This is a genomic window from Stenotrophomonas sp. YJH_SMC_110, assembly GCF_059369255.1.
Map to the genome: position 1 here is coordinate 12,522 of NZ_JCAFSM010000012.1, position 20,817 is coordinate 33,338.

General features: G+C 66.4%; 18 protein-coding genes. 12 read left to right on the top strand and 6 right to left on the bottom strand.

Going from position 1 to position 20,817, the window contains the following annotated elements; genetic code table 11:
* The first annotated feature begins 5 nt into the window (after positions 1-5).
* The 4 genes from rpsD (at position 6) to AC5P6H_RS18150 (ending at position 3,012) form a co-directional block, all read left to right on the top strand.
* Entirely contained in the window at positions 6-635 is a 630-nt protein-coding gene (rpsD, locus tag AC5P6H_RS18135) for a 30S ribosomal protein S4 (protein ID WP_004145446.1), read from the top strand.
* 55 nt (positions 636-690) lie between these two features.
* A complete protein-coding gene (locus AC5P6H_RS18140; protein WP_005408216.1) occupies positions 691-1,689 on the top strand; it encodes a DNA-directed RNA polymerase subunit alpha in 999 nt (332 codons plus the stop codon).
* Positions 1,690-1,879: 190 nt separating this feature from the next.
* Positions 1,880-2,263, top strand: coding sequence for a 50S ribosomal protein L17 (gene rplQ / locus AC5P6H_RS18145; protein WP_005408217.1), 384 nt, complete (start codon positions 1,880-1,882; stop codon positions 2,261-2,263).
* A 242-nt stretch (positions 2,264-2,505) separates the two neighbouring features.
* Positions 2,506-3,012, top strand: a complete 507-nt coding sequence (locus AC5P6H_RS18150) for a disulfide bond formation protein B (RefSeq protein ID WP_005415421.1) — start codon at positions 2,506-2,508, stop codon at positions 3,010-3,012.
* A gap of 104 nt (positions 3,013-3,116) precedes the next feature.
* On the opposite strand, the gene AC5P6H_RS18155 is transcribed toward AC5P6H_RS18150, so the two are convergent.
* A complete protein-coding gene (locus AC5P6H_RS18155) occupies positions 3,117-5,240 on the bottom strand; it encodes a TonB-dependent receptor (protein WP_495202942.1) in 2,124 nt (707 codons plus the stop codon).
* Between the two features lie 216 nt (positions 5,241-5,456).
* Between AC5P6H_RS18155 and AC5P6H_RS18160 the strand changes: the two genes are divergently transcribed.
* Both AC5P6H_RS18160 and AC5P6H_RS18165 read left to right on the top strand, forming a co-directional pair.
* Positions 5,457-6,848 (top strand): class II 3-deoxy-7-phosphoheptulonate synthase, encoded by a 1,392-nt coding sequence (locus AC5P6H_RS18160; protein ID WP_014646058.1) that lies wholly within the window; start codon positions 5,457-5,459, stop codon positions 6,846-6,848.
* 354 nt (positions 6,849-7,202) lie between these two features.
* A complete protein-coding gene (locus tag AC5P6H_RS18165) occupies positions 7,203-8,390 on the top strand; it encodes a mechanosensitive ion channel family protein (RefSeq protein WP_169411760.1) in 1,188 nt (395 codons plus the stop codon).
* A 72-nt stretch (positions 8,391-8,462) separates the two neighbouring features.
* Here the strand turns inward: AC5P6H_RS18165 and AC5P6H_RS18170 are convergent, their stop codons facing one another.
* From AC5P6H_RS18170 to typA, 3 genes are read right to left on the bottom strand one after another with little or no spacing between them, the layout of a single operon-like run.
* Positions 8,463-10,085, bottom strand: coding sequence for an amidase (locus AC5P6H_RS18170; RefSeq protein WP_049440294.1), 1,623 nt, complete (start codon positions 10,083-10,085; stop codon positions 8,463-8,465).
* Positions 10,086-10,126: 41 nt separating this feature from the next.
* The gene (locus AC5P6H_RS18175) at positions 10,127-10,594 is read right to left on the bottom strand and encodes a DUF2127 domain-containing protein (RefSeq protein WP_032955872.1); all 468 of its coding nucleotides are present in this window, start codon (positions 10,592-10,594) and stop codon (positions 10,127-10,129) included.
* Between the two features lie 11 nt (positions 10,595-10,605).
* The gene (gene typA / locus AC5P6H_RS18180; protein ID WP_046429077.1) at positions 10,606-12,453 is read right to left on the bottom strand and encodes a translational GTPase TypA; all 1,848 of its coding nucleotides are present in this window, start codon (positions 12,451-12,453) and stop codon (positions 10,606-10,608) included.
* A 273-nt stretch (positions 12,454-12,726) separates the two neighbouring features.
* Between typA and AC5P6H_RS18185 the strand changes: the two genes are divergently transcribed.
* From AC5P6H_RS18185 to AC5P6H_RS18210, 6 genes are all read left to right on the top strand, one after another.
* On the top strand, positions 12,727-13,218 hold the full coding sequence (locus tag AC5P6H_RS18185; RefSeq protein WP_005408225.1) for a peptidylprolyl isomerase: 492 nt from the start codon (positions 12,727-12,729) through the stop codon (positions 13,216-13,218).
* A 118-nt stretch (positions 13,219-13,336) separates the two neighbouring features.
* A complete protein-coding gene (locus tag AC5P6H_RS18190) occupies positions 13,337-14,323 on the top strand; it encodes a malate dehydrogenase (RefSeq protein ID WP_004153634.1) in 987 nt (328 codons plus the stop codon).
* 158 nt (positions 14,324-14,481) lie between these two features.
* Positions 14,482-15,096: an RluA family pseudouridine synthase gene (locus AC5P6H_RS18195; RefSeq protein WP_346601110.1), complete on the top strand. Its 615-nt coding sequence runs from the start codon at positions 14,482-14,484 to the stop codon at positions 15,094-15,096.
* 704 nt (positions 15,097-15,800) lie between these two features.
* Entirely contained in the window at positions 15,801-17,681 is a 1,881-nt protein-coding gene (gene prpE / locus AC5P6H_RS18200; RefSeq protein ID WP_014646065.1) for a propionate--CoA ligase, read from the top strand.
* 216 nt (positions 17,682-17,897) lie between these two features.
* A complete protein-coding gene (locus AC5P6H_RS18205) occupies positions 17,898-18,401 on the top strand; it encodes a hypothetical protein (RefSeq protein WP_046429081.1) in 504 nt (167 codons plus the stop codon).
* 46 nt (positions 18,402-18,447) lie between these two features.
* Positions 18,448-19,503 carry a suppressor of fused domain protein gene (locus AC5P6H_RS18210; protein WP_049406569.1) on the top strand — a complete coding sequence of 352 codons (1,056 nt, stop codon included), beginning with the start codon at positions 18,448-18,450 and terminating at the stop codon, positions 19,501-19,503.
* 119 nt (positions 19,504-19,622) lie between these two features.
* Here AC5P6H_RS18210 and AC5P6H_RS18215 read toward each other — a convergent pair whose 3' ends face one another.
* Both AC5P6H_RS18215 and AC5P6H_RS18220 read right to left on the bottom strand, forming a co-directional pair.
* A complete protein-coding gene (locus AC5P6H_RS18215; RefSeq protein WP_014646068.1) occupies positions 19,623-20,234 on the bottom strand; it encodes a glutathione S-transferase N-terminal domain-containing protein in 612 nt (203 codons plus the stop codon).
* A gap of 84 nt (positions 20,235-20,318) precedes the next feature.
* Positions 20,319-20,777, bottom strand: a complete 459-nt coding sequence (locus AC5P6H_RS18220) for a cell wall hydrolase (RefSeq protein WP_495202943.1) — start codon at positions 20,775-20,777, stop codon at positions 20,319-20,321.
* Positions 20,778-20,817 lie beyond the last annotated feature (40 nt).

The window sequence follows — 20,817 nt, forward strand, 5'->3', positions numbered from 1 at the left end:
AAGAAATGGCTCGTTATATCGGTCCTACCTGTAAGCTCGCCCGCCGCGAAGGCGCCGACCTGTCCCTGAAGAGCCCGGCGCGTGCGCTGGACTCGAAGTGCAAGCTGGAGCAGAAGCCCGGCCAGCACGGCGCCACTGCCCGCAAGGGCAAGCTGTCCGACTACGCCACCCAGCTGCGTGAAAAGCAGAAGGTCAAGCGTATCTACGGCCTGCTGGAGCGTCAGTTCCGCAACTACTACAAGAAGGCCTCGACCAAGAAGGGCAACACCGGCGAGAACCTGCTGCAGCTGCTGGAAACCCGCCTGGACAACGTCGTCTACCGCATGGGCTTCGCCGTGACCCGTCCGGCTGCCCGTCAGCTGGTGTCGCACCGCGGCGTCACCGTGAATGGCAAGTCGGTCAACCTGGCTTCGTACCAGGTCAAGGCTGGCGACGCCATCGCCCTGTCTGAAAAGGCTGCCAAGCAGCTGCGCGTCCAGGAAGCCCTGACCGTCGCCGCCCAGCATGACCTGAGCCCGTCGTGGGTTGAAGTGGATTCCGGCAAGTTCACCGGCATCTTCAAGGCTGTTCCGGATCGTTCGGATCTGCCTGCGGACATCAACGAAGCGCTGATCGTCGAGCTGTATTCGAAGTAATTCACATTGGAGAGCCCCCGGCGACGGCCGGGGGTTCACTAGGAGAACCCGCAACATGACGGTTACCGCCAACCAGGTTCTGCGTCCTCGCGGTCCGCAGATCGAACGCCTTACCGACACCCGTGCAAAGGTCGTTATCGAACCTTTGGAGCGGGGTTACGGGCATACGCTGGGTAATGCCCTGCGTCGCGTGCTGCTGTCGTCCATCCCGGGCTTCGCCATCACGGAAGTCGAAATCGACGGCGTGTTGCATGAGTACACCACGGTCGAAGGTCTGCAGGAGGACGTGCTCGAAGTCCTGCTGAACCTGAAGGACGTGGCCATCCGTATGCACTCCGGCGACAGCGCCACCCTGTCCCTGTCCAAGCAGGGCCCGGGCGTTGTCACCGCTGCCGACATCAAGGTCGACCACAATGTGGAGATCCTGAACGGCGACCATGTGATCTGCCACCTGACCAAGGATACGGCGATCAACATGCGTCTGAAGATCGAACGTGGTTTCGGCTACCAGCCGGCTGCCGCGCGTCGTCGTCCGGACGAAGAAACCCGTGCCATCGGCCGCCTGGTCCTGGATGCCTCGTTCTCGCCGGTCCGCCGTGTCGCCTACGCCGTGGAAGCGGCGCGTGTCGAACAGCGTACCGACCTGGACAAGCTGGTCATCGATATCGAGACCAACGGCACCATCGATGCCGAGGAAGCCGTGCGCACCGCCGCCGACATCCTCAGCGACCAGCTGTCGGTGTTCGGTGACTTCACCCACCGCGACCGCGGTGCGGCCAAGCCGGCCAACAACGGCGTGGATCCGGTGCTGCTGCGCCCGATCGACGATCTGGAGCTGACCGTGCGTTCGGCCAACTGCCTGAAGGCTGAAAGCATCTACTACATCGGCGATCTGATCCAGAAGACCGAAGTGGAGCTGCTGAAGACCCCGAACCTGGGCAAGAAGTCGCTCACCGAGATCAAGGAAGTGCTGGCTCAGCGCGGCCTGTCCCTCGGCATGAAGCTGGAGAACTGGCCGCCGGCCGGCGTCGCCAGCCACGGCATGCTGGGCTGATATCGGTAATGCCTGGAGGCTCCACCGCTTGCGGTGGAGCCTTCAACGCAACACACCATGCCACGACGAACCGCAGGTTCGCGGGCAGGTCGTCCAGGACGGGCGGCCAGGACCAACCGCAGTCCGCGCAGTAACGCCAGGATGGCGACAACGATCCACACAGCCGCATCATTAACCAAGGAATATCACCATGCGTCACCAGAAGTCTGGCCGTAAGTTCAGCCGCACCAGCGCGCACCGCGAAGCGATGTTCAAGAACATGGCCGCCTCGCTGTTCAAGCACGAGCTGATCAAGACCACCCTGCCGAAGGCCAAGGAACTGCGCCGCGTTGCCGAGCCGCTGATCACTCTGGCCAAGGTCGACTCGGTCGCCAACCGCCGTCTGGCCTTCGCCCGCCTGCGCGACAACGAAGCCGTGGGCAACCTGTTCACCATCCTGGGCCCGCGCTACGCGAACCGTCCGGGCGGCTACCTGCGCCTGCTGAAGTGCGGTTTCCGCGCCGGCGACAACGCACCGATGGCCTACGTCGAGCTGGTTGACCGTCCGGTCGTGGCCGAGGAAGTGGCCGAGTAATCGGACCGCTCCAACGCGACACAGCGAAAGCCCGGCGCCTGCCGGGCTTTTGCGTTTCCAGGGGTCGGATCCCTTTCCGCAGGAAAGGGCTCTGACCCCGAGCAGGCAGCACCGCAGGTCAGATCCCTTTGCATTCGCAAAGGGATCCGACCCGCACCGTTCCGACAGGCGTCACCTGTGGCGGTTCGAATGGGGCGCGCTCTCGGTTACGCTTGGCGCCTTGATCCATTCGAGCGTTGACGATGAATCCACTGCGCTGGCCCTTCCGCGCCCAGTTCTTCCTGGGCTTCCTGATCTGCGCGGGCCTGCTCGGCTACGCGATCTTCCTGCAGCTGAAGATGGGCCTGGAGCCGTGCCCGCTGTGCATCTTCCAGCGCCTGGCTTTTGCCGCGCTGGGCCTGTTGTTCCTGATCGGTGCGCTGCACGGGCCGTCCAACCGTCCCGGGCGCGCCACCTACGGCGTGCTCGCCTTCATCGCGGCGGCCGTCGGCGTGGGCATCGCTGCGCGCCACGTCTACGTGCAGATGCTGCCGCCGGAGATGGGCGCGACCTGTGGCCCGCCGCTGAGCTTCCTGCGCGAGACCATGGGGCCGCTGGAAGTGTTCCGTACGGTGCTGACCGGTACCGGCAACTGCGGCAACATCGACTGGACGTTCCTGGGCCTGACCATGCCGATGTGGTCGGGCGTGTGGTTCGTGCTGCTGGCGCTGTGGGCACTGGTGGTGTCGCTGCGCAAGGTCAAGCGCTGAAGCAGGATGGGGTCGGATCCCTTTGCATCGCAAAGGGCTCTGACCCCATTCCCGGTGCGGGGTCAGAGCCCTTTCCTGCGGAAAGGGATCCGGCCCCTGTCTCCTCAGAAGTCCTGCTGCAGGCTCAGGTAGGCGCCGCGGCGCGGTCCCCATTGCGGGGCGAACACGCCGACACCGCCGCCATCGCGCAGCTGGTAGCTGCGATCCAATGCGTTGATCACGGCCAGCTGCACGTGCAGCGGATGGCCGCTGTCGGCATTGAAATCATGCCCGGCGCTGAGGTTCACCTGCAGGTAGGACGGCAGCTCGCCGCCGTTGGGCACGCCCTCGATATCCGAACGCAGGCCGCTGCCGAACACGTAGTTGGCACCGACCCGGTTGTGCCCGGCGAAGGCGTAGCTGAAGCCCCCCGACGACGTCAGCTTCTGGTCGTGGTCCAGGTGGATCCAGTGGTCGGCCACATAGGCCAGCGCGTCCGGATCGAGGTTGTACTGGCTGGTGATGACCTGGGTGCCGATGGCCTTGTTGTACGCCGCGTTGAAGTAGGCGCTGAACGGACCGTTGCTGTAGTCGGCACTGAACTCCAGCCCACGGATATGGCCGCGGCGGTAGTTGAACGTCGAGTAGATGTAGGCGGCGCCGAACTGGCCTTCGTCCTGCAGGCGCGCGACGCGGCGGTCGTACGCGTCCAGGCCCAGGGTCAGGTGTTCACCCAGCTGCTGCGAGACGCCGATGTCGTAGTAGTCGCTGCGTTCGGCCAGCGGAATGTTGTTGCCGCCGCCCGGCTGCTGGTTGGTGGTGCCGTCGTACAGGGCGATATCGCTGCTGGCGATCAACTCACTGGCCGGTGGCGTGAAGTAACGCGAATAGCCGGCATGCACGGTGGTGCTGTCGCTGGCATTCCAGACCGCGCCCAGGCGGGGGCTGAGCTGGCCCTCGGTGCGGCCGAAGGCCTTGTAGCGATCACCACGCAGGCCGTAGTTCACTGTCCAGTCGTCGCCGATCTTCCACTCATCCTGCACGTACACCGCCAGCGTGCTGGCGTGGAAGGCGCTGCGGTCTGGAATCAGCAGTGGCGTGGTGCTGGATTGCTGGCCGGCGCCATCGACCGGGAACACCCAGCTGTTGTTGCTGGCGCGCGCATTCTCGTAGTTGCCGTACAGGCCGTAGCGCAGCGTGTGGTCGTTGCCCAGCGGGGTGGAGAGGTCGGCCTGCAGCGTGTTGGCGCGGTTGCTGCGCTGGACCTGGGAGGCGACGCCACTGAATACCAGATCGCCGATGACATCCGGGTTGAACGCCACGTCGCTGTAGCGCTGCCCGGCGGACAGCTGGTAGGCGGTGCCGCCCAGCGTGCCCTGCAGCACCAGCATGCCGAAGCGGGTGGTCTCGCGCTGGGTTTCATCCAGCTGGCTGGAGTCGAAGGTGGTCGTGTCCAGGTAACCGAACTGCGGGGTCTGCCCGGGATTGACCGGGATCTGGAAGCGATTGTTGGCAAAGCCGGCGAACACGCTCAGGCGGGTGTTCTCGTTGACCAGGTAGGTCAGGTCGGCGAAGGCTTTGCCCTGGTGCGTGTCGTCGTGCAGCGGCTTGCGCGAGCGGGTCGGGTTCTCCAGGCCGACCTCGTTCTGGTCGTAGTTGCCGGTCAGGAACCAGCTCCAGCGTCCTTGATTGCCCCACCACGAGGCATTCGGATTGATCTTGCCGAACGAGCCTGCGGTCAGACCGGCGCTGCCGCCATTGCCGAGCTCGGCGCCGCTGCGGGTGGTGATGTCGACCACCGCAGCGGTGCGCTCGCCGAACTGCGCCGGCAGCGCCCCGTCCATCAGGCGGATGCTCTTGATGGTGCGGGCATCCAGGGTCTGGCCGAAGCCGGAGATCGATTCGGGCAGCAGTACGCCGTTGATGCGGTACTGCAGGTTCGCGTGGTCGCCGCGCACGTGCACGCCACCGTAGGAATCCTGGACCACGCCCGGAGCCTGCAGCAGCACCTGGCTGAGCGGCGCGGAGGCACCCAGCGGCTGCTTCTGGATGTCCTCGGCGGTGATCTGGTACTGGCTGCTGCCGATGTCCGGCGACAGCGCATTGCGGGCCTGGTCGAGCTGGGCGCTGACAGTGACCGTGTCGAGGTCCTTCACGGGAGCGGCGGCATCGGCGGCCATAGCGAGGGTGGGCTGACTGGCCAGGGTCAGGGCGAAGGTAATGCCGGTAGCGAGCAGGGAGGGCTTCATGGCAGATAGGCTGTGGAAGGGGCCGACGGGGATGGAGTGTTACTTCGTAACAGTGCGTGGCGAATCATGCGCCTGTCCGGGCTGCCGTGGCCATGCGGTTTCTGGCCGATCGCGATGCCCTTTCCCCGGCGTTCAGTCATGTGCAGGGCGTGCCCAGCCCTTTGCGCCAGCGGCTGGCTCTGCGACCATGACCGCCCCCCTCCCCGGAAGTCTGCAATGAGCCTGTCCGCCGTTCCGCCCGTCCTCGATCCTGCCGCGACCGCCGCTGGCGCTGCCTGGTCGCCGGAGAGCTGGCGCGGCAAGACCGCGCTGCAGATGCCGACCTACCCGGACCCGGTGGCGCTGGACGCTGCACTGCATGAGCTGAAGCGCCTGCCGCCGCTGGTCACCTCGTGGGAAATCCTGGCGCTGAAGCAGCAGTTGGCCGAGGCCCAGGAAGGCAAGCGCTTCCTGCTGCAGGGCGGCGACTGCGCCGAGAACTTCAGCGACTGCGAATCGGGCACGATTTCCAACCGGTTGAAAGTGCTGCTGCAGATGAGCCTGGTGCTGGTGCATGGCCTTCGCCAGCCGGTGATCCGCGTCGGGCGCTTTGCCGGCCAGTACGCCAAGCCGCGTTCGGCCGATACCGAGACCCGCGACGGCGTGACCCTGCCCAGCTACCGCGGCGATGTGATCAATGCGCCGGCGTTCACCGAGGCGGCGCGCCTGCCGGATCCGAAGCGGATGCTGCAGGCGCATGCGCATTCGGCGATGACCATGAACTTCGTGCGTGCGCTGATCGATGGCGGCTTCGCCGACCTGCATCATCCGGAGTACTGGAACCTGGAGTGGGTGCGGCATTCGCCGCTGGCCGCCGAGTACCAGAAGATGGTGGCGTCGATCGGTGATGCGGTGCACTTCATGGAAACCCTGGCCGGGGCCCGCGTGCACAACCTCAACCGCATCGACTTCTACACCTCGCATGAAGCGCTGCTGCTGCCCTACGAGCAGGCGCTGACCCGGCAGGTGCCGCGCCAGCAGGGCTGGTTGAACCTGAGCACGCATTACCCGTGGATCGGCATGCGCACCGCCGCGCTTGACGGCGCGCACGTGGAATACCTGCGTGGCGTGCGCAATCCGATTGCGATCAAGGTCGGCCCGTCGGTGACGCCGGACCAGCTGCTGCGCCTGATCGATGTGCTCAACCCGCATGACGAGCCGGGTCGACTGAGCTTCATCCACCGCATGGGGGCAGCGCAGATTGCCGATAAGCTGCCGCCGCTGCTGGATGCGGTCAAGCGCGATGGCCGTCGCGTGCTGTGGGTGTGTGACGCGATGCATGGCAACACCGAAAGCACCGCCAATGGCTTCAAGACGCGCCGCTTCGACAACGTGCGTGGCGAAGTGGAGATGTCGTTCGATCTGCATGCGGCCGCAGGCACGCGACTGGGCGGTGTGCACCTGGAACTGACGGGCGAAGACGTGACCGAATGCACCGGTGGCGCGCGCGAACTGACCGAGCGCGACCTGGAACGCGCGTATCGTTCGACGGTGGACCCGCGTTTGAACTACGAGCAGTCGCTGGAGATCGCGATGGCGATCGTGCGCAAGCAGGAGCAGGTGCGGTAAGGGCGTTGCGGCAGGGCTTGCAGCCCTGCACCTGCTGACGCAACGGCAACGGCAACGGCCTAAGCAACGGCAACAGCATGCATTCCGTGGGATGGCGGGGCGATGTGGGCAGGCAGGACACGCCGTGAATCCCGCTCCGGGGTCCGGCACAGCCGCCAGCGGCTGGGCCGGACCGCGGAGCGGGATTCACGGCGTCTCCCGCAACCGGACCGACCCCGCCATCCCTCGGAATGCACGCTGTTGCTGTTGCTGTTGAGGTTGCCGGCCAGCGGCCGGCACTACCGCAGGTGCAGGGCTGCAAGCCCTGCCGACCAACACCCTGCTTACGAACGACTGACGTGGCGCTCATGCGCCATGCGCGAGTCTGTCCACTTGGCTGTTCGAGTGGAGGTGGCAACGGTGCACTGGCAAAGCGCACAGGCATACGCATGGCCGTTGGGATTGGCCGTAGTGGTGGGCGGCATCGGCGCGTGGCTGATCCTGTGGATCTACCATCGGCTGAAGGGGCGCGATCGTCGGCGCGCGCGTATCGGGCGTGTGCTCGGGCTGCCGATGGCCACCGCATGGCCGCTGCTGCTGTTGATCCCTGCATTGCAGGCCACGCCGCTGCAGGATCCCGTTCTGGGCAACCTGCAACGGGTGCTGCATATCGCGCTGACCGCGTGCTTCATCTGGCTGCTGGTGCGGGCGGTGGCGGCGGGCGAACGTGCCATCCTGCGCAGCCATCCCATCGATGTCTCCGACAACCTGGAGGCGCGCCGCATCCAGACCCAGACGCGGGTGCTCAGCCGCGTGCTGATGGGCGGCATCATCGTGCTGGGCGCGTCGCTGGTGCTGCTGACCTTCCCCATGGTGCAGAAGATCGGCACCGCGCTGCTGGCCTCGGCGGGCCTGATCGGCCTGGTGGCCGGTATCGCTGCAAAGCCCGTGTTCGGCAATCTGATCGCCGGCCTGCAGATCGCAGTGACGCAGCCGATCCGGCTGGATGATGTGGTGATCGTCGAAGGCGAGTGGGGGCGCATCGAGGAGATCGGCAGCAGCTATGTGGTGGTGCGCATCTGGGATGAGCGGCGAATGGTGGTGCCGCTGACCTGGTTCATCGAGAACCCCTTCCAGAACTGGACGCGGCGCAGCGCCGACCTGCTCGGCACCGCGTTCCTGTGGCTGGACTATCGTGCCCCGGTGGCAGCGATCCGTGCCGAGCTGGAACGCATCTGCCGCGGTGAAGCGCTGTGGGATGGCCGGGTCTGCGTGACCCAGGTGACCGAGACCAGCGAGCGCGCGATCCAGGTGCGCCTGCTGGTCAGTGCGCGCAGCTCCGGTGATGCCTTCGATCTGCGCTGCCTGGTGCGCGAACGCATGCTCGATTTCCTCGCGCGCGAGCATCCGCAGTCGCTGCCGCAGGTGCGTGCGCGGCTGCAGCATGCAGACGAACTGGACATGCCGCGCGGTCCACGTGCGCGCACTGCGGATGTGCGTTCGCCGGGGGCTGAAGACGGTGAGGCGGCGATCGTGCCGGTGGAGCCCGACCAGCCGCTGTAGAGCCGAGCCATGCTCGGCTGCTTTCGATTTTCCGTTGAAGCCGAGCGTGGGCTCGGCTCTACAGAAACACGATCACGGCTCGCCGGCGTCGATCAGGGTGTCGGTGTCGAAGTGCGGCGGGCGTCGCGCGCGGGTGCGCTGTTCGTAGGCGTAGGCCATTTCGATCAGCTTCGGTTCGCTCCAGGCGGTGCCCATGAACAGCAGGCCGACCGGCAGGCCATTGATCTGGCCCATCGGCACGCTGAGGCTGGGATAGCCGGCGACGGCGGCGGCGCTGTAGCTCTCGCCGGGGAAGTCGTCGCCTTCGCTGCGGATCGGCCACGCCACACCGGTGGTCGGCGCCACCAGGGCATCGAGCTGGTGGGCGGCGAGGGCGGCGTCGATGCCTTCCGCGCCGGCCAGCCGGCGCGCATTGCTGCGTGCACGGATATAGGCGGGGTCGGCCAGGCCGGCGGTAGCGTCGGCCGCCACCAGCAGTTCCTGGCCGAACAGGCCCAGCTCCTGCTTGCTGTGCGCCTGGTTGAAGGCGATCAGGTCGGCCAGGCTGCGTAGTGGCGCGCGATGGGTGCTGAAGTAGCGCTCCAGCCCGGCCTTGAATTCGTACAGCAGCACCGTGCGTTCCGCCTCGGCCCAGGCGCCCTGGTTGGGCAGCTCCACCGGCACCACGAAGGCACCCGCCCGACGCAGCTCGGTGGCCGCCTGTTCGATCAGCGGCGGCATGCCGCGGTATTTCAGCAGCGGTGTCTGCAGCAGGCCGATGCGCTTGCCACGCAGGCCCTGCGGGTCCAGGCGCGCGGTGTAGTCGTACACCGCGCGGCCAGGCATGGTCGCCGTGGCCGGGTCGGCATCGTCGCGGCCGGCGATAGCGGTCAGCACGGCTGCAGCGTCGGCGACGCTGCGGGTCATCGGCCCTGCGGTGTCCTGGCTGAAGGAAATCGGGATGATGCCCTCGCGGCTGACCAGGCCGACGGTCGGCTTGAGGCCGACGATGCCATTGACCGCCGCAGGGCAGACGATGCTGCCGTCGGTTTCGGTGCCGATCGCCACGCTGGCCAGGTTGGCGGCGACCGCCACCGCGCTGCCGCTGCTGGAGCCGCAGGGCGAGTGGCTGAGGCGATAGGGATTGCGGGTCTGGCCGCCGCGTGCGCTCCAGCCGGACACCGAATCGTTGCCGCGGAAATTGGCCCACTCGCTGAGATTGGTCTTGCCCAGCACCACCGCGCCGGCGTCGCGCAGCCGGCGCACCAGGTAGGCGTCGTCCGGGCGGAACCCCTGCAGGGCCAGCGAGCCGGCGCTGGTGGCCATCGGGGCGGCGTTGATGTTGTCCTTCAGCAGTACCGGAATGCCGTGCAGCGGGCCGCGCAGGCGTCCATCACGGCGCTCGCGGTCGCGCGCAGCGGCTTCCTTCAGTGCATCCGGGTTGAGCTCGATCACCGCGCGCAGGCGCGGCCCGGTGCGGTCCAGGGTGGCGATGCGCTGCAGGTAGGCCTGGGTCAGGGTGGTGCTGTCCAGCTCACCGGCGCTCATCCGCGCCTGCAGGTCGGTGACATCGGTTTCGGCGTACGGGAACGGCACGTTGCGGCTCGCGGGTTCGGCCGCATGCGCGCTGGACGCGGCCGGGCTGCAGCCAGCCGAAAGCAGCGCAGGCAGCGCGGCAAGCAGGCAGGTCAGCAGAGGCGGCAGGGACGGGCGCATGGGGCGGCTTGGTCGGCTCCAATCCCCAGTGTAGCCGGTGCTCAGCGGTGGCGCTTGCGCAGGTCGCGGGCGAGGACGTAGACCACGATCAGGTTGATCGCCAGGATCGTCCACGATGGCCAGCCGGGATGGCGGATGATCGCGAAGATGTCGAAAGGCAGGTACAGGGAGGCGGTCAGGCAGCCCAGCCAGGAGGCCCAGGCCTTGGCCCGCCACAGGCCCCAGGCTTCGACCAGGTGCAGCAGGCCGTAGCCGATCATCCCCGCCGCGGCCAGGTGGACCGCGTCGGGGCTGATCATGTGCAGCAGCGAGGGCAGGGTGCCATGGTCCGGATCCAGGCTGAAACGCCGGATCAGGACCATGATGCCGTGCCGCAGCGGCTGCGGTCCGAGCACTTCCAGCCCGGTGGCGGCCAACAGCGCCAGCATCGCCTTGCTCGCTTCGAGCAGGGCGATGACGTGGAGGCCCGGATGCCGGTGCGGATCCGGGTTGTAGCCGCTCTGGTCCACGGGGTGCTGGCTCAGCCGCCGCGCGAAGCCTTCTTGCGGTCGCTTTCGGTCAGGAACTTCTTGCGCAGACGGATCTCCTTGGGGGTGATCTCGACCAGCTCGTCGTCTTCGATGAAGTCCAGGGCCTGTTCCAGCGAGTACTTGATCGCCGGGGTCAGCTGGATCGCGTCGTCCTTGCCCGAAGCGCGCATGTTGGTCAGCGGCTTGGTCTTGATCGCGTTGACGGTCAGATCGTTGTCCTTGGAGTGGATGCCGACCAGCTGGCCTTCATACACGTTGTCGCCTTCGGCAGCGAAGAGCTTGCCGCGCTCCTGCAGCGGACCCAGCGAGTAGGCGGGAGTGACGCCCGGCGCATTGGCGATCATCACGCCGTTGATGCGCTTGGCGATCGCGCCCTGTTCCTTCGGACCGTAATGGTCGAACACGTGGAACAGCAGGCCCGAACCCTGGGTCAGGGTCTTGAACTCGTTCTGGAAACCGATCAGGCCACGGGCCGGGATCTGGTATTCCAGGCGCACACGGCCCTTGCCGTCCGGTTCCATGTTCTTCAGCTGGCCCTTGCGGGTACCCAGCTTTTCCATCACGCCGCCCTGGTGGATTTCTTCGATGTCCACCACCAGCTGCTCGATCGGCTCCATCATCTGGCCGTCGATTTCCTTGATGATCACTTCCGGGCGCGACACCGCCAGCTCGTAGCCTTCACGGCGCATGTTCTCGATCAGCACCGACAGGTGCAGTTCGCCGCGGCCGGAGACCAGGAACTTGTCGGCGTCTTCCAGCTGTTCGACCTTCAGTGCCACGTTGTGGACCTGCTCGCGGTCCAGGCGGTCCTTGATCTGGCGGCTGGTCAGGAACTTGCCACCGGACAGGTCCTTGTTGCCGGCGAACGGCGAGTTGTTGACCTGGAAGGTCATCGAGATGGTCGGCTCGTCGACGGTCAGCGCCGGCAGGGCTTCGGGGGTATCCGGGTGGCACAGGGTGTCGGAGATGGTCAGCTCCGGAATGCCGGAGATGGCCACGATGTCACCGGCCTCGGCCGTCTCCTGCTCGATGCGCTCCAGGCCCAGGAAGCCCAGCACCTGGGCGACCTTGCCGTTGCGCTTCTTGCCTTCACGGTCGATGACGGCGACCTGCATGTTCTTCTTCAGGGTGCCGCGCTGGATGCGGCCGATGCCGATCACGCCCACGAAGTTGTTGTAGTCCAGCTGGCTGATGCGCATCTGGAACGGGCCTTCCGGGTCCACTTCCGGACGCGGGGCGTGCTGCATGATCGCTTCGTACAGCGGGGTCATGTCGCCGTCGCGCACGGTGTCTTCCAGGCCGGCGTAGCCGTTCAGGGCCGAGGCGTAGACGATCGGGAAGTCCAGCTGCTCATTGGTGGCGCCGAGCTTGTCGAACAGGTCGAAGACCTGGTCGATCACCCATTCCGGACGCGCGCCCGGACGGTCGATCTTGTTGACCACGACGATCGGCTTGAAGCCCATCGCGAAGGCCTTCTGGGTGACGAAGCGGGTCTGCGGCATCGGGCCGTCCATCGCATCGACCAGGATCAGCACGGTGTCGACCATCGACAGCACGCGCTCGACCTCACCACCGAAGTCGGCGTGGCCGGGGGTGTCGACGATGTTGATCCGGTTCTTGATGCCGGTCTTCTTGTCTTCCCAGGTGATGGCGGTGTTCTTGGCCAGGATGGTGATGCCGCGTTCCTTTTCCTGGTCGTTGCTGTCCATCACGCGCTCGGCGAGGACGGTACGCTCGGACAGGGTGCCGGACTGCTTCAGCAGCTGGTCGACCAGGGTGGTCTTGCCATGGTCGACGTGGGCGACGATGGCGATGTTGCGAAGATTTTCGATGGACATACGAAAGGGGGCCAGTCGGCGCCGGATTTGGAAAAAGAAGTCCAACATTATACGTCGAACTTGACGATTCGCGAAAAGGTGGATTTCACGCCTGTCACGGGACCCATTCAGCTGGGCATCCGCCGCCCCGGCCGGGGCCGCCAGGACCCGGCTGCGCGGCTCCCCGTCCGGGGGCTGAAGCGGGGCGCTTCACCAATGGTCGAAGCCGCCGCCGACACGAGGCGGGTGTAAACTAGGTGGCTAGACGCATTCCCCTTTGCATCAAGGATCTTCATGTCCCTCATCGCCACTTTCGACACCACCCAGGGCCCGATCAAGGTCGAGCTGTTCGCCGACAAGGCACCGCTGACCGTGGCCAACTTCGTGAACCTGGTCAAGCACGGCTTCTATGACGGCCTGATCTTCCACCGCGTTATCGCCGACTTCATGATCCAGGGCGGCTGCCCGCAGGGTCGTGGCACCGGCGGCCCGGGCTACAAGTTCGAAGACGAGAAGAATGGCGTGAAGCACGAGGTCGGCTCGCTGTCGATGGCCAACGCCGGCCCGAACACCAACGGCAGCCAGTTCTTCATCACCCACATCAAGACCGATTGGCTGGACGGCCGCCACACCGTCTTCGGCAAGGTCCTGGAAGGCCAGGCGATCGTCGATTCGGTCAAGCAGGGCGACGTGATCCATTCGATTACCCTGGAAGGCGACGTCGACGCCGTGCTGGCCGCCCAGGCCGACCGCGTCGCGGAGTGGAACAAGCACCTCGCCGCCTGATCCCCCTTCGAAACGGCCACCCACGGGTGGCCGTTTCCCTGTTCCCCGCCGCCCGCCAGGCCTGCGTGGCTCTGCCCGCGGCGTCCCATCAAACGCTTGCAAGCAAGAGGAAACCCCCATGAAAGCACCCGTTCGTGTTGCCGTGACCGGCGCCGCCGGCCAGATCGGTTATGCCCTGCTGTTCCGCATCGCCTCCGGCGAAATGCTGGGCAAGGACCAGCCGGTCATCCTGCAGCTGCTGGAACTGCCGGTCGACAAGGCCCAGGCCGCCCTGAAGGGCGTGATGATGGAGCTGGAAGACTGCGCCTTCCCGCTGCTGGCCGGCATGGTCGGCACCGATGATGCCGAAGTCGCGTTCAAGGACGCCGACATCGCCCTGCTGGTTGGCGCACGTCCGCGTGGCCCGGGCATGGAGCGCAAGGACCTGCTGCTGGAAAACGCCAAGATCTTCACCGCCCAGGGGGCGGCGCTGAACAAGGTCGCCAGCCGTGACGTGAAGGTGCTGGTGGTCGGCAACCCGGCCAACACCAATGCCTACATCGCCATGAAGTCGGCCCCGGACCTGAAGCCGGAAAACTTCACCGCCATGCTGCGCCTGGACCACAACCGTGCGCTGAGCCAGCTGTCGACCAAGCTCGGCAAGCCGGTCGGTGGCATGGAGAAGCTGGTCGTGTGGGGCAACCACAGCCCGACCATGTACCCGGACTACCGTTTCGCCACCGCCGATGGCGCGTCGATCGCCGATGCGATCAACGACCAGGAATGGAACGCCAACACCTTCATCCCGACCGTGGGCAAGCGCGGCGCGGCGATCATCGAAGCCCGTGGCTCGTCCTCGGCCGCTTCGGCCGCCAACGCTGCCATCGACCACGTGCGTGACTGGGTGCTGGGCAGCAACGGCAAGTGGGTCACCATGGGCGTGCCGTCCGACGGTTCCTACGGCATTCCGGAAGGCGTGATCTTCGGCTTCGCAGTGACCACCGAGAACGGCAAGTACACCCTGGTGAAGGATCTGCCGATCGACGACTTCAGCCAGAAGTACATCGACAAGACCCTGGCCGAGCTGGAAGAAGAGCGCGCCGGCGTTGCCCACCTGCTGGGCTGATGCAGGCGGTACCGGCTTGAGCCGGTACCTCTTTCATCAAGGGAGGTGTCGACCGCTGGTCGGTACATTCCCATCGAGGTAGCTACCGACCGTTGGTCGGTACGCAGAACGGGGAAGCTTCGGCTTCCCCGTTTCTGTTTGGACGGATACGGAGCCGCATGATCCACCTGCATTACATCGACGACGCGCTGCTGGTGGCCGAGAAGCCGGCCGGCCTGCTGTCCGTGCCCGGCCGCGGCGCCGAGAACCAGGATTGCGTGGTCGCGCGCCTGCGGGCGCTGTACCCGGATGCGTTGACCGTGCACCGCCTGGACCAGGTGACCTCCGGCCTGCTGCTGCATGCGCGCGGCAAGGACATGCAGGTGGCGTTGTCGATGCAGTTCGAGCAGCGCCAGGTCGGCAAGCGTTATGAAGCGATCGTGGAGGGGCTGCTTGAAGGCGATGCCGGCGACGTGGACCTGCCACTGATCGTGGACTGGCCAAACCGGCCGAAGCAGATGATCGATCACGAACGCGGCAAGCCGGCGCTGACGCGCTGGCGCGTAATGGCGCGTGATGCCGAAGCGCAGCGCACGCGCGTGGCGCTGGAGCCGGTTACTGGCCGCAGCCATCAACTGCGCCTGCACATGGCCAGTCTCGGCCATCCCATCGTTGGCGATGTGCTTTATGACGCCGCGCCTGCGCAGCGCGTGCATCTGCATGCGCGCAGCCTGCGGTTCACCCACCCGGTGACGGGCGAGGCGCTCGCGTTCGAGTCCGCCACTCCGTTCTAGGGGTTCGGCAGGGCTTGCAGCCCTGCACCTGCTACGAACCGGAGCAACGTCAAAGGCCAAGGCGGCTCTGGTCTTCTGCTTGCTGGGCGGTGTGGGTTGGCAGGACACGCCGTAAACCCCCCTCCGGGGGCCGGCCCAGCCGCTGGCGGCTGTGCGTTCGGGCGCTTGCAAAGCAGTGCTTCGCAAGCAAAGCGCCCTCACCCATGGGGCTCGATGGCGCCATCCATGGCGCCAACGGTCCTGCCAACCCACACCGCCCCACCCCCGACAGATTCCTGCGGCGGTTGGTAACGGCTGTCGCTGTTGGTCTTGGTAGGTGTCGACCTTGGTCGACACGATTTTTCTGTCAGATATCGAATTGAATATTGAATCTGGGGATCCGACCCCGTGCTCCGACAGATCGCGGAAGTCTGTCGAAGGCGGGGTGGGTCCGGTTGCGGGGGCGTGAGCCGCATGGATGCGGCGACCGAGCCTCCATGGACGGATTCACGGCGTCCCCCGCAACCGGACCCACCTCGCCATCCCACGGGAAACCCGCTGTTGCTTCGGCTGTTGCTTCTGAGGTTGCCGGCCAGCGGCCGGCACTACCGCGGGTGCAGGGCGCAGCCCTGCATGAAAACCCCACCCCCTACCAAGGTAGGGCGGCCCGCGCGGCAGCGCCGGACTATCCTCGAACCCATGACTTTGTCTGGGAGGGCTGCGTCATGAACTACGAGGAAACCTACCGTCGCTCGATCGACGAGCCGGAGGCCTTCTGGGGCGAGGAAGCCAAGCGCATCCATTGGCACAAACCGCCGCAGCAGGTACTCGACTACAGCAACCCGCCGTTCCGGCGCTGGTTTGTCGGCGGTGAAACCAATCTCTGCTACAACGCCGTCGACCGCCATCTGGCCGAGCGCGCCGACCAGCTCGCGCTGGTTGCCATTTCCACCGAGACCAGCAGCACCCGCGAGATCACCTATCGCCAGCTGTATCGGGAAGTGAACGACTTCGCTGCCGTGCTCAAGCACCTCGGCGTCGGTCACGGTGACCGTGTGGTGATCTACATGCCGAACATGGCCGAAGCCGTGTTCGCGATGCTGGCCTGCGCGCGCATCGGTGCGGTGCATTCGGTGGTGTTCGGTGGCTTCGCCGCGCACAACCTGGCGCTGCGCATCGACGATGCCAAGCCGAAGCTGCTGATCGCCGCCGATGCCGGCATGCGCGGTGGCAAGCTGATTCCGTACAAGCCGATGGTCGATGCAGCCTGCGCCGAAGCCACGTCGCCACCGCCGCACGTGCTGATCGTGTCGCGCGGACTGGATGCCGCCGAACCACGCGTGCCGGGCCGCGATGTGGAGTACGCCGCGCTGCGTGCGCAGATCGGTGAGGTCGACGTGCCGGTGCAGTGGCTGGAATCGAGCGAGCCGAGCTACCTGTTGTATACCTCGGGCACCACCGGCAAGCCGAAGGGCGTGCAGCGCGATGTCGGCGGCTACGCGGTGGCGATGGCACAGTCGATGGAAACCGTGTTCGACTGCAGGCCGGGGCAGGTGATGTTCTCCACGTCCGATGTCGGCTGGGCGGTAGGCCATTCCTACAATGTGTACGGCCCGCTGATCGGCGGCTGCACCTCGCTGCTGTACGAAGGGCTGCCGACCAACCCGGACCCGGGCATCTGGTGGGCGCTGTGCGAGCAGTACAACGTGCGCACGATGTTCTCGTCGCCCACTGCCATCCGCGTGCTGAAGAAGCACGATGCGGACTTCATCCATCGCCACGACCTGCGCGCGCTGAAATACCTGTTCCTGGCCGGCGAGCCGCTGGACGAACCGACCGCGCACTGGATCAGCGAAGCGCTCGGCAAGCCGATCATCGACAACTACTGGCAGACCGAGACCGGCTGGCCGGCGCTGACCCTGCTGCCGGGCCTGGAGATGAAGCCGGTGCGCTTCGGTTCGCCGGGCTTCCCCAACCTCGGCTACCGGATGAAGGTGATCGACGAGAACACCGGCGAGGAAGTCGCACCGGGGCAGAAGGGGGTGCTGGTGGTGTCGCCACCGTTGCCGCCGGGCTGCATGAGCACGGTGTGGAACGACGACAACCGTTTCCTGCAGAGCTACTTCAGCCACTTCAAGGAACTGCTGTACAGCTCGCTGGACTGGGCAATCCGCGACGACGATGGCTACACCTTCATCCTCGGCCGTACCGATGATGTGATCAACGTGGCCGGGCACCGGCTGGGCACGCGCGAGATCGAAGAGGCCATTTCGAGCCACCCGCGCGTGGCCGAGGCTGCCGTGATCGGGGTCAAGGACGAATTGAAGGGGCAGGTGCCGCTGGTGTTCGTCACCCTCAAGCAGGGCCTGGATGGCGAGGATCCGGCGCAAGTGGTGGCCGAGATGATGGCCACGGTGACCACCTCGCTCGGCGCAGTGGCCCGCCCGGCGCACGTGCACGTGGTCAATGCGCTGCCCAAGACCCGTTCGGGCAAGCTGCTGCGGCGCTCGTTGCAGGCGCTGGCCGAGCAGCGCGACCCGGGTGACCTGTCGACGCTGGACGACCCCGGCGCGCTGGAGGAGATCCGCCGGGCGCTGGGCCGTTGATCCGGTCGTGCCGGCCACTGGCCGGCACCCCCATCCACCCCGAGGTTGCCGGCCAGCGGCCGGCACTACCCGCAGTACTTGCGCTAAGCTCGGCCTGTCATCGACCTGCAATACGCGGCTCGCGCCGGGGAACGCGCGTGCCGTCCGGAGATGGCAACACAGGGGGGCGTGCCCGCGAGGGCGCGCCGGCATTGCGCATCGAGCGAGGGGGAGGCAATGGCATTGCTGCACGCCAAGACGGCTGCTGGCCGTCAGGAAATCGAAGACCGTAGCCGGCGCCTGCCGGCGGCACTGCGTTCGATCCTGCTGATGGTCGATGGCCATCGCAACGACACCGAACTGCGTGGCCTGTTCGAAGGCCTGCGGGCACCACCGGACGCACTGGAGCAATTGTCAGCACAGGGCCTGATCGAAGTGATCGGCGGAAGCGCAGAGGTGGCGCCGGCGCGCGGCATCAGCACCGGGCGCGAACAGGACCCGGCGCTGTACCAGCAGTTGTACGACGCGATGAGCGAGGCGGTGCGCCGCCACCTGGGCCTGAAGGGCTACTTCATGCAGTTGAAGATCGAACGCTGCACCGATGCGCTGGCGCTGGAGCGCTTGTGCCCGGAGTTGCTGGCGGCGGTGGGCAAGGCGCGCAGCCCGGCATTGGCGCAGCGCTGGTGGCAGGAAACCCAGTCGGCGGTGCTGAACGCTGGCAGTGAGGTCGTGCAGGCCTGAGCCACCGCGTAAAGTGATCGGTTCACTTCCCTACAAGGAGTCCCGCGTGCAGGACGACCACGACGACACCGACACCCCAGGCTGGGACGCGATCAATGCGGCGCTGGCGCCGCTGTATGCCGGCCAGGAGCCGCGTCACTTCGGCACCGCGCTTCCGTACACGCTCGGTGGCCAGGATCCACTGGATGGCATCAGCGTGTACTGGGCGGATGCGCCGGTACCGCACTGGCATTACATCACCTACGGCTTCTCCGAGCTGTACGCCAAGGAGAGCAGTGATGCAGATGCCAGCGGTTATGGCTTCGAGCTGACCTTCCGTCTGGCTGCCGAGGCCGGTGAGAACGCCGGCAGCACCCCGCCGGTGTGGCCGATGAACCTGCTGCAGAACCTGGCGCGCTACGTGTTCGGCAGTGGCAACGTGTTCGAGGATGGCCATCACCTCAACGCCAACGGTCCGATCGCGCTGGAGACCGGCACGCGGCTGTGCCATCTGGCCTTCATTGCGGACCCGCAGTTGCCGGCGCGGGACACGGCCAACGGCCATCTGCAGTTCCTGCAGTTGGTCGGATTGACCGATGAGGAGATGGAGGCGGTCAAGCGCTGGTCGACGCGTGGCGTGCTGCAGGCGCTGCTGCCGGCGATGCCGCTGTGGATCAGCGATCTGCATCGCGACAACCTGCTGGAGGACCCTGCGCTGGCACAGCGGGTGCAGGCCGGCAGCGAACGCGAGGGTTCCAGCACCGGCATGCTGTTCATCGAGACCCTGGACTGGCGGCAGGAGGCGGGCGTCACCACGCTGGTGCTCGGCGCCGGTCAGGTCGCCAGCGTGTGCGAACTGTTGCCGCTGCGCCTGCGCCACGGCAAATCGCTGGAACTGGCCAGCCGCGAGCGGCAGTGGGAGTTCATCGCGCATGGGGGCGGTGAAGCGGCGGACGTATCCGCCGACAGCGCGCGCTGGTCACTGGACGAGGCGGGCCTGCAGGCCCTGGCAGGGGTGCGCGCCGAGCGCGGGGTTTACCCGGTGGCGGGGGCGCTGCGCATCGAAGTGGTGCCGACCTACCTGCGCGATGCCAAGGGGGAAGTGATCCGCCAGATCGGCTGATCGCGCGAATGATATCGAGGGGTCGGAGCCGCCTGCTGCGCAGGCGGATCCGACCCCGTCTGGTGGCCGGTGGGGTCAGATCCGTCCGCCACGCGAACGGCTCTGACCCCTGACCAAGGTCAGGCCAGGCCTTCGGCCTTCAGCGCGGCCTGCACGCCGGCATCGGCATCCATGCGTGCCTTGTAGGCGGCCAGATTGTCCAGGCCCGACAGGTCGACCTTGGTGCCGGCGGCCCAGCGCAGGGTAATGTAGAAGTACGGGTCGGCGAAGCTGCGGAAGCCGGCCAGCCAGGGCTTGTCGGCCAGCTGCCTGTCAGCGGTCTCGAACAGGCCACGCAGGCGCTTGTGCGCGGCGGCGCGGATCGCGTCGTACTGGCCTTCGTCGGCAATGAACTTGCCCGGCGCGAACAGCGGCGAGAAGGCCGGGTGCACGTCGGAATTGACGAACGCCAGCCAGCGGGTGGCTTCGGCGCGCTGGCGCGGGCTGCCGTCACCGCCGAGGCCGGCCTGCGGGAAGCTGTCGGCGATATAGCCCATGATCGCGGCGTTCTGCAGCAGCACGAAGTCGCCGTCGACCAGCGCGGGCACCGCACCGGCCGGATTGATCTTGAGGAATTCCGGACCCTTCAGGGTGTCCTTGTTCAGCAGTTCAACCTCGAACGGCTGGCCGGTCCACTGCAGGGCGATGTGGTCGGCGGTGGAACAGGCACCGGGCTTGCTGTACAGCTTCATGGGAACTCCAGGTGATGCGGGCGGGAAACGCCCACTATCCCAGAGCCTGCCGGCAGGCGGCAACGCTGCCGCCGGCACGGATCGTTACGACTGCCGCGGCTTGAGGTTCTGCACCTTATAGAAGGTGTGATCGCCGATGGTGGCCACCTGGTAGGCATTGCGCCAGTTCGGGCTGGCGATGGACAGCGCGGCGAAGTGGCTGGCACCGGGCACGATCTCGCGGCGCTCGCCGGCCGGCAGCGCCCAGTTGCGCTCGGCGTCGAAGGCCACGTTCATTGCCTCGCTCCAGGCCGCGTCGTTGCCCAACTGGGTGCCGGGGGAGACGATGGTCGGTGCGAACTGCTTGCGCGCGGTGACCACCTGGCACATCGAGTCGCCCCACAGGCCACTGTCGAGACGGCGCAGTGCGACCTCGGCGACGGCCTGCTGGCCGCGCAGGGTCTGGTCGCGGGCTTCCAGGTAAACGGTGGTGCTCAAACACAGTGAATCAGCGGCCGGCTGCAGCAACAACTGCGACAGCCAGAGAATCCAGGCCAGTTTCATATAACTCCTTGCTCCGTATGGGCCGCACCCTCCGGTTCCG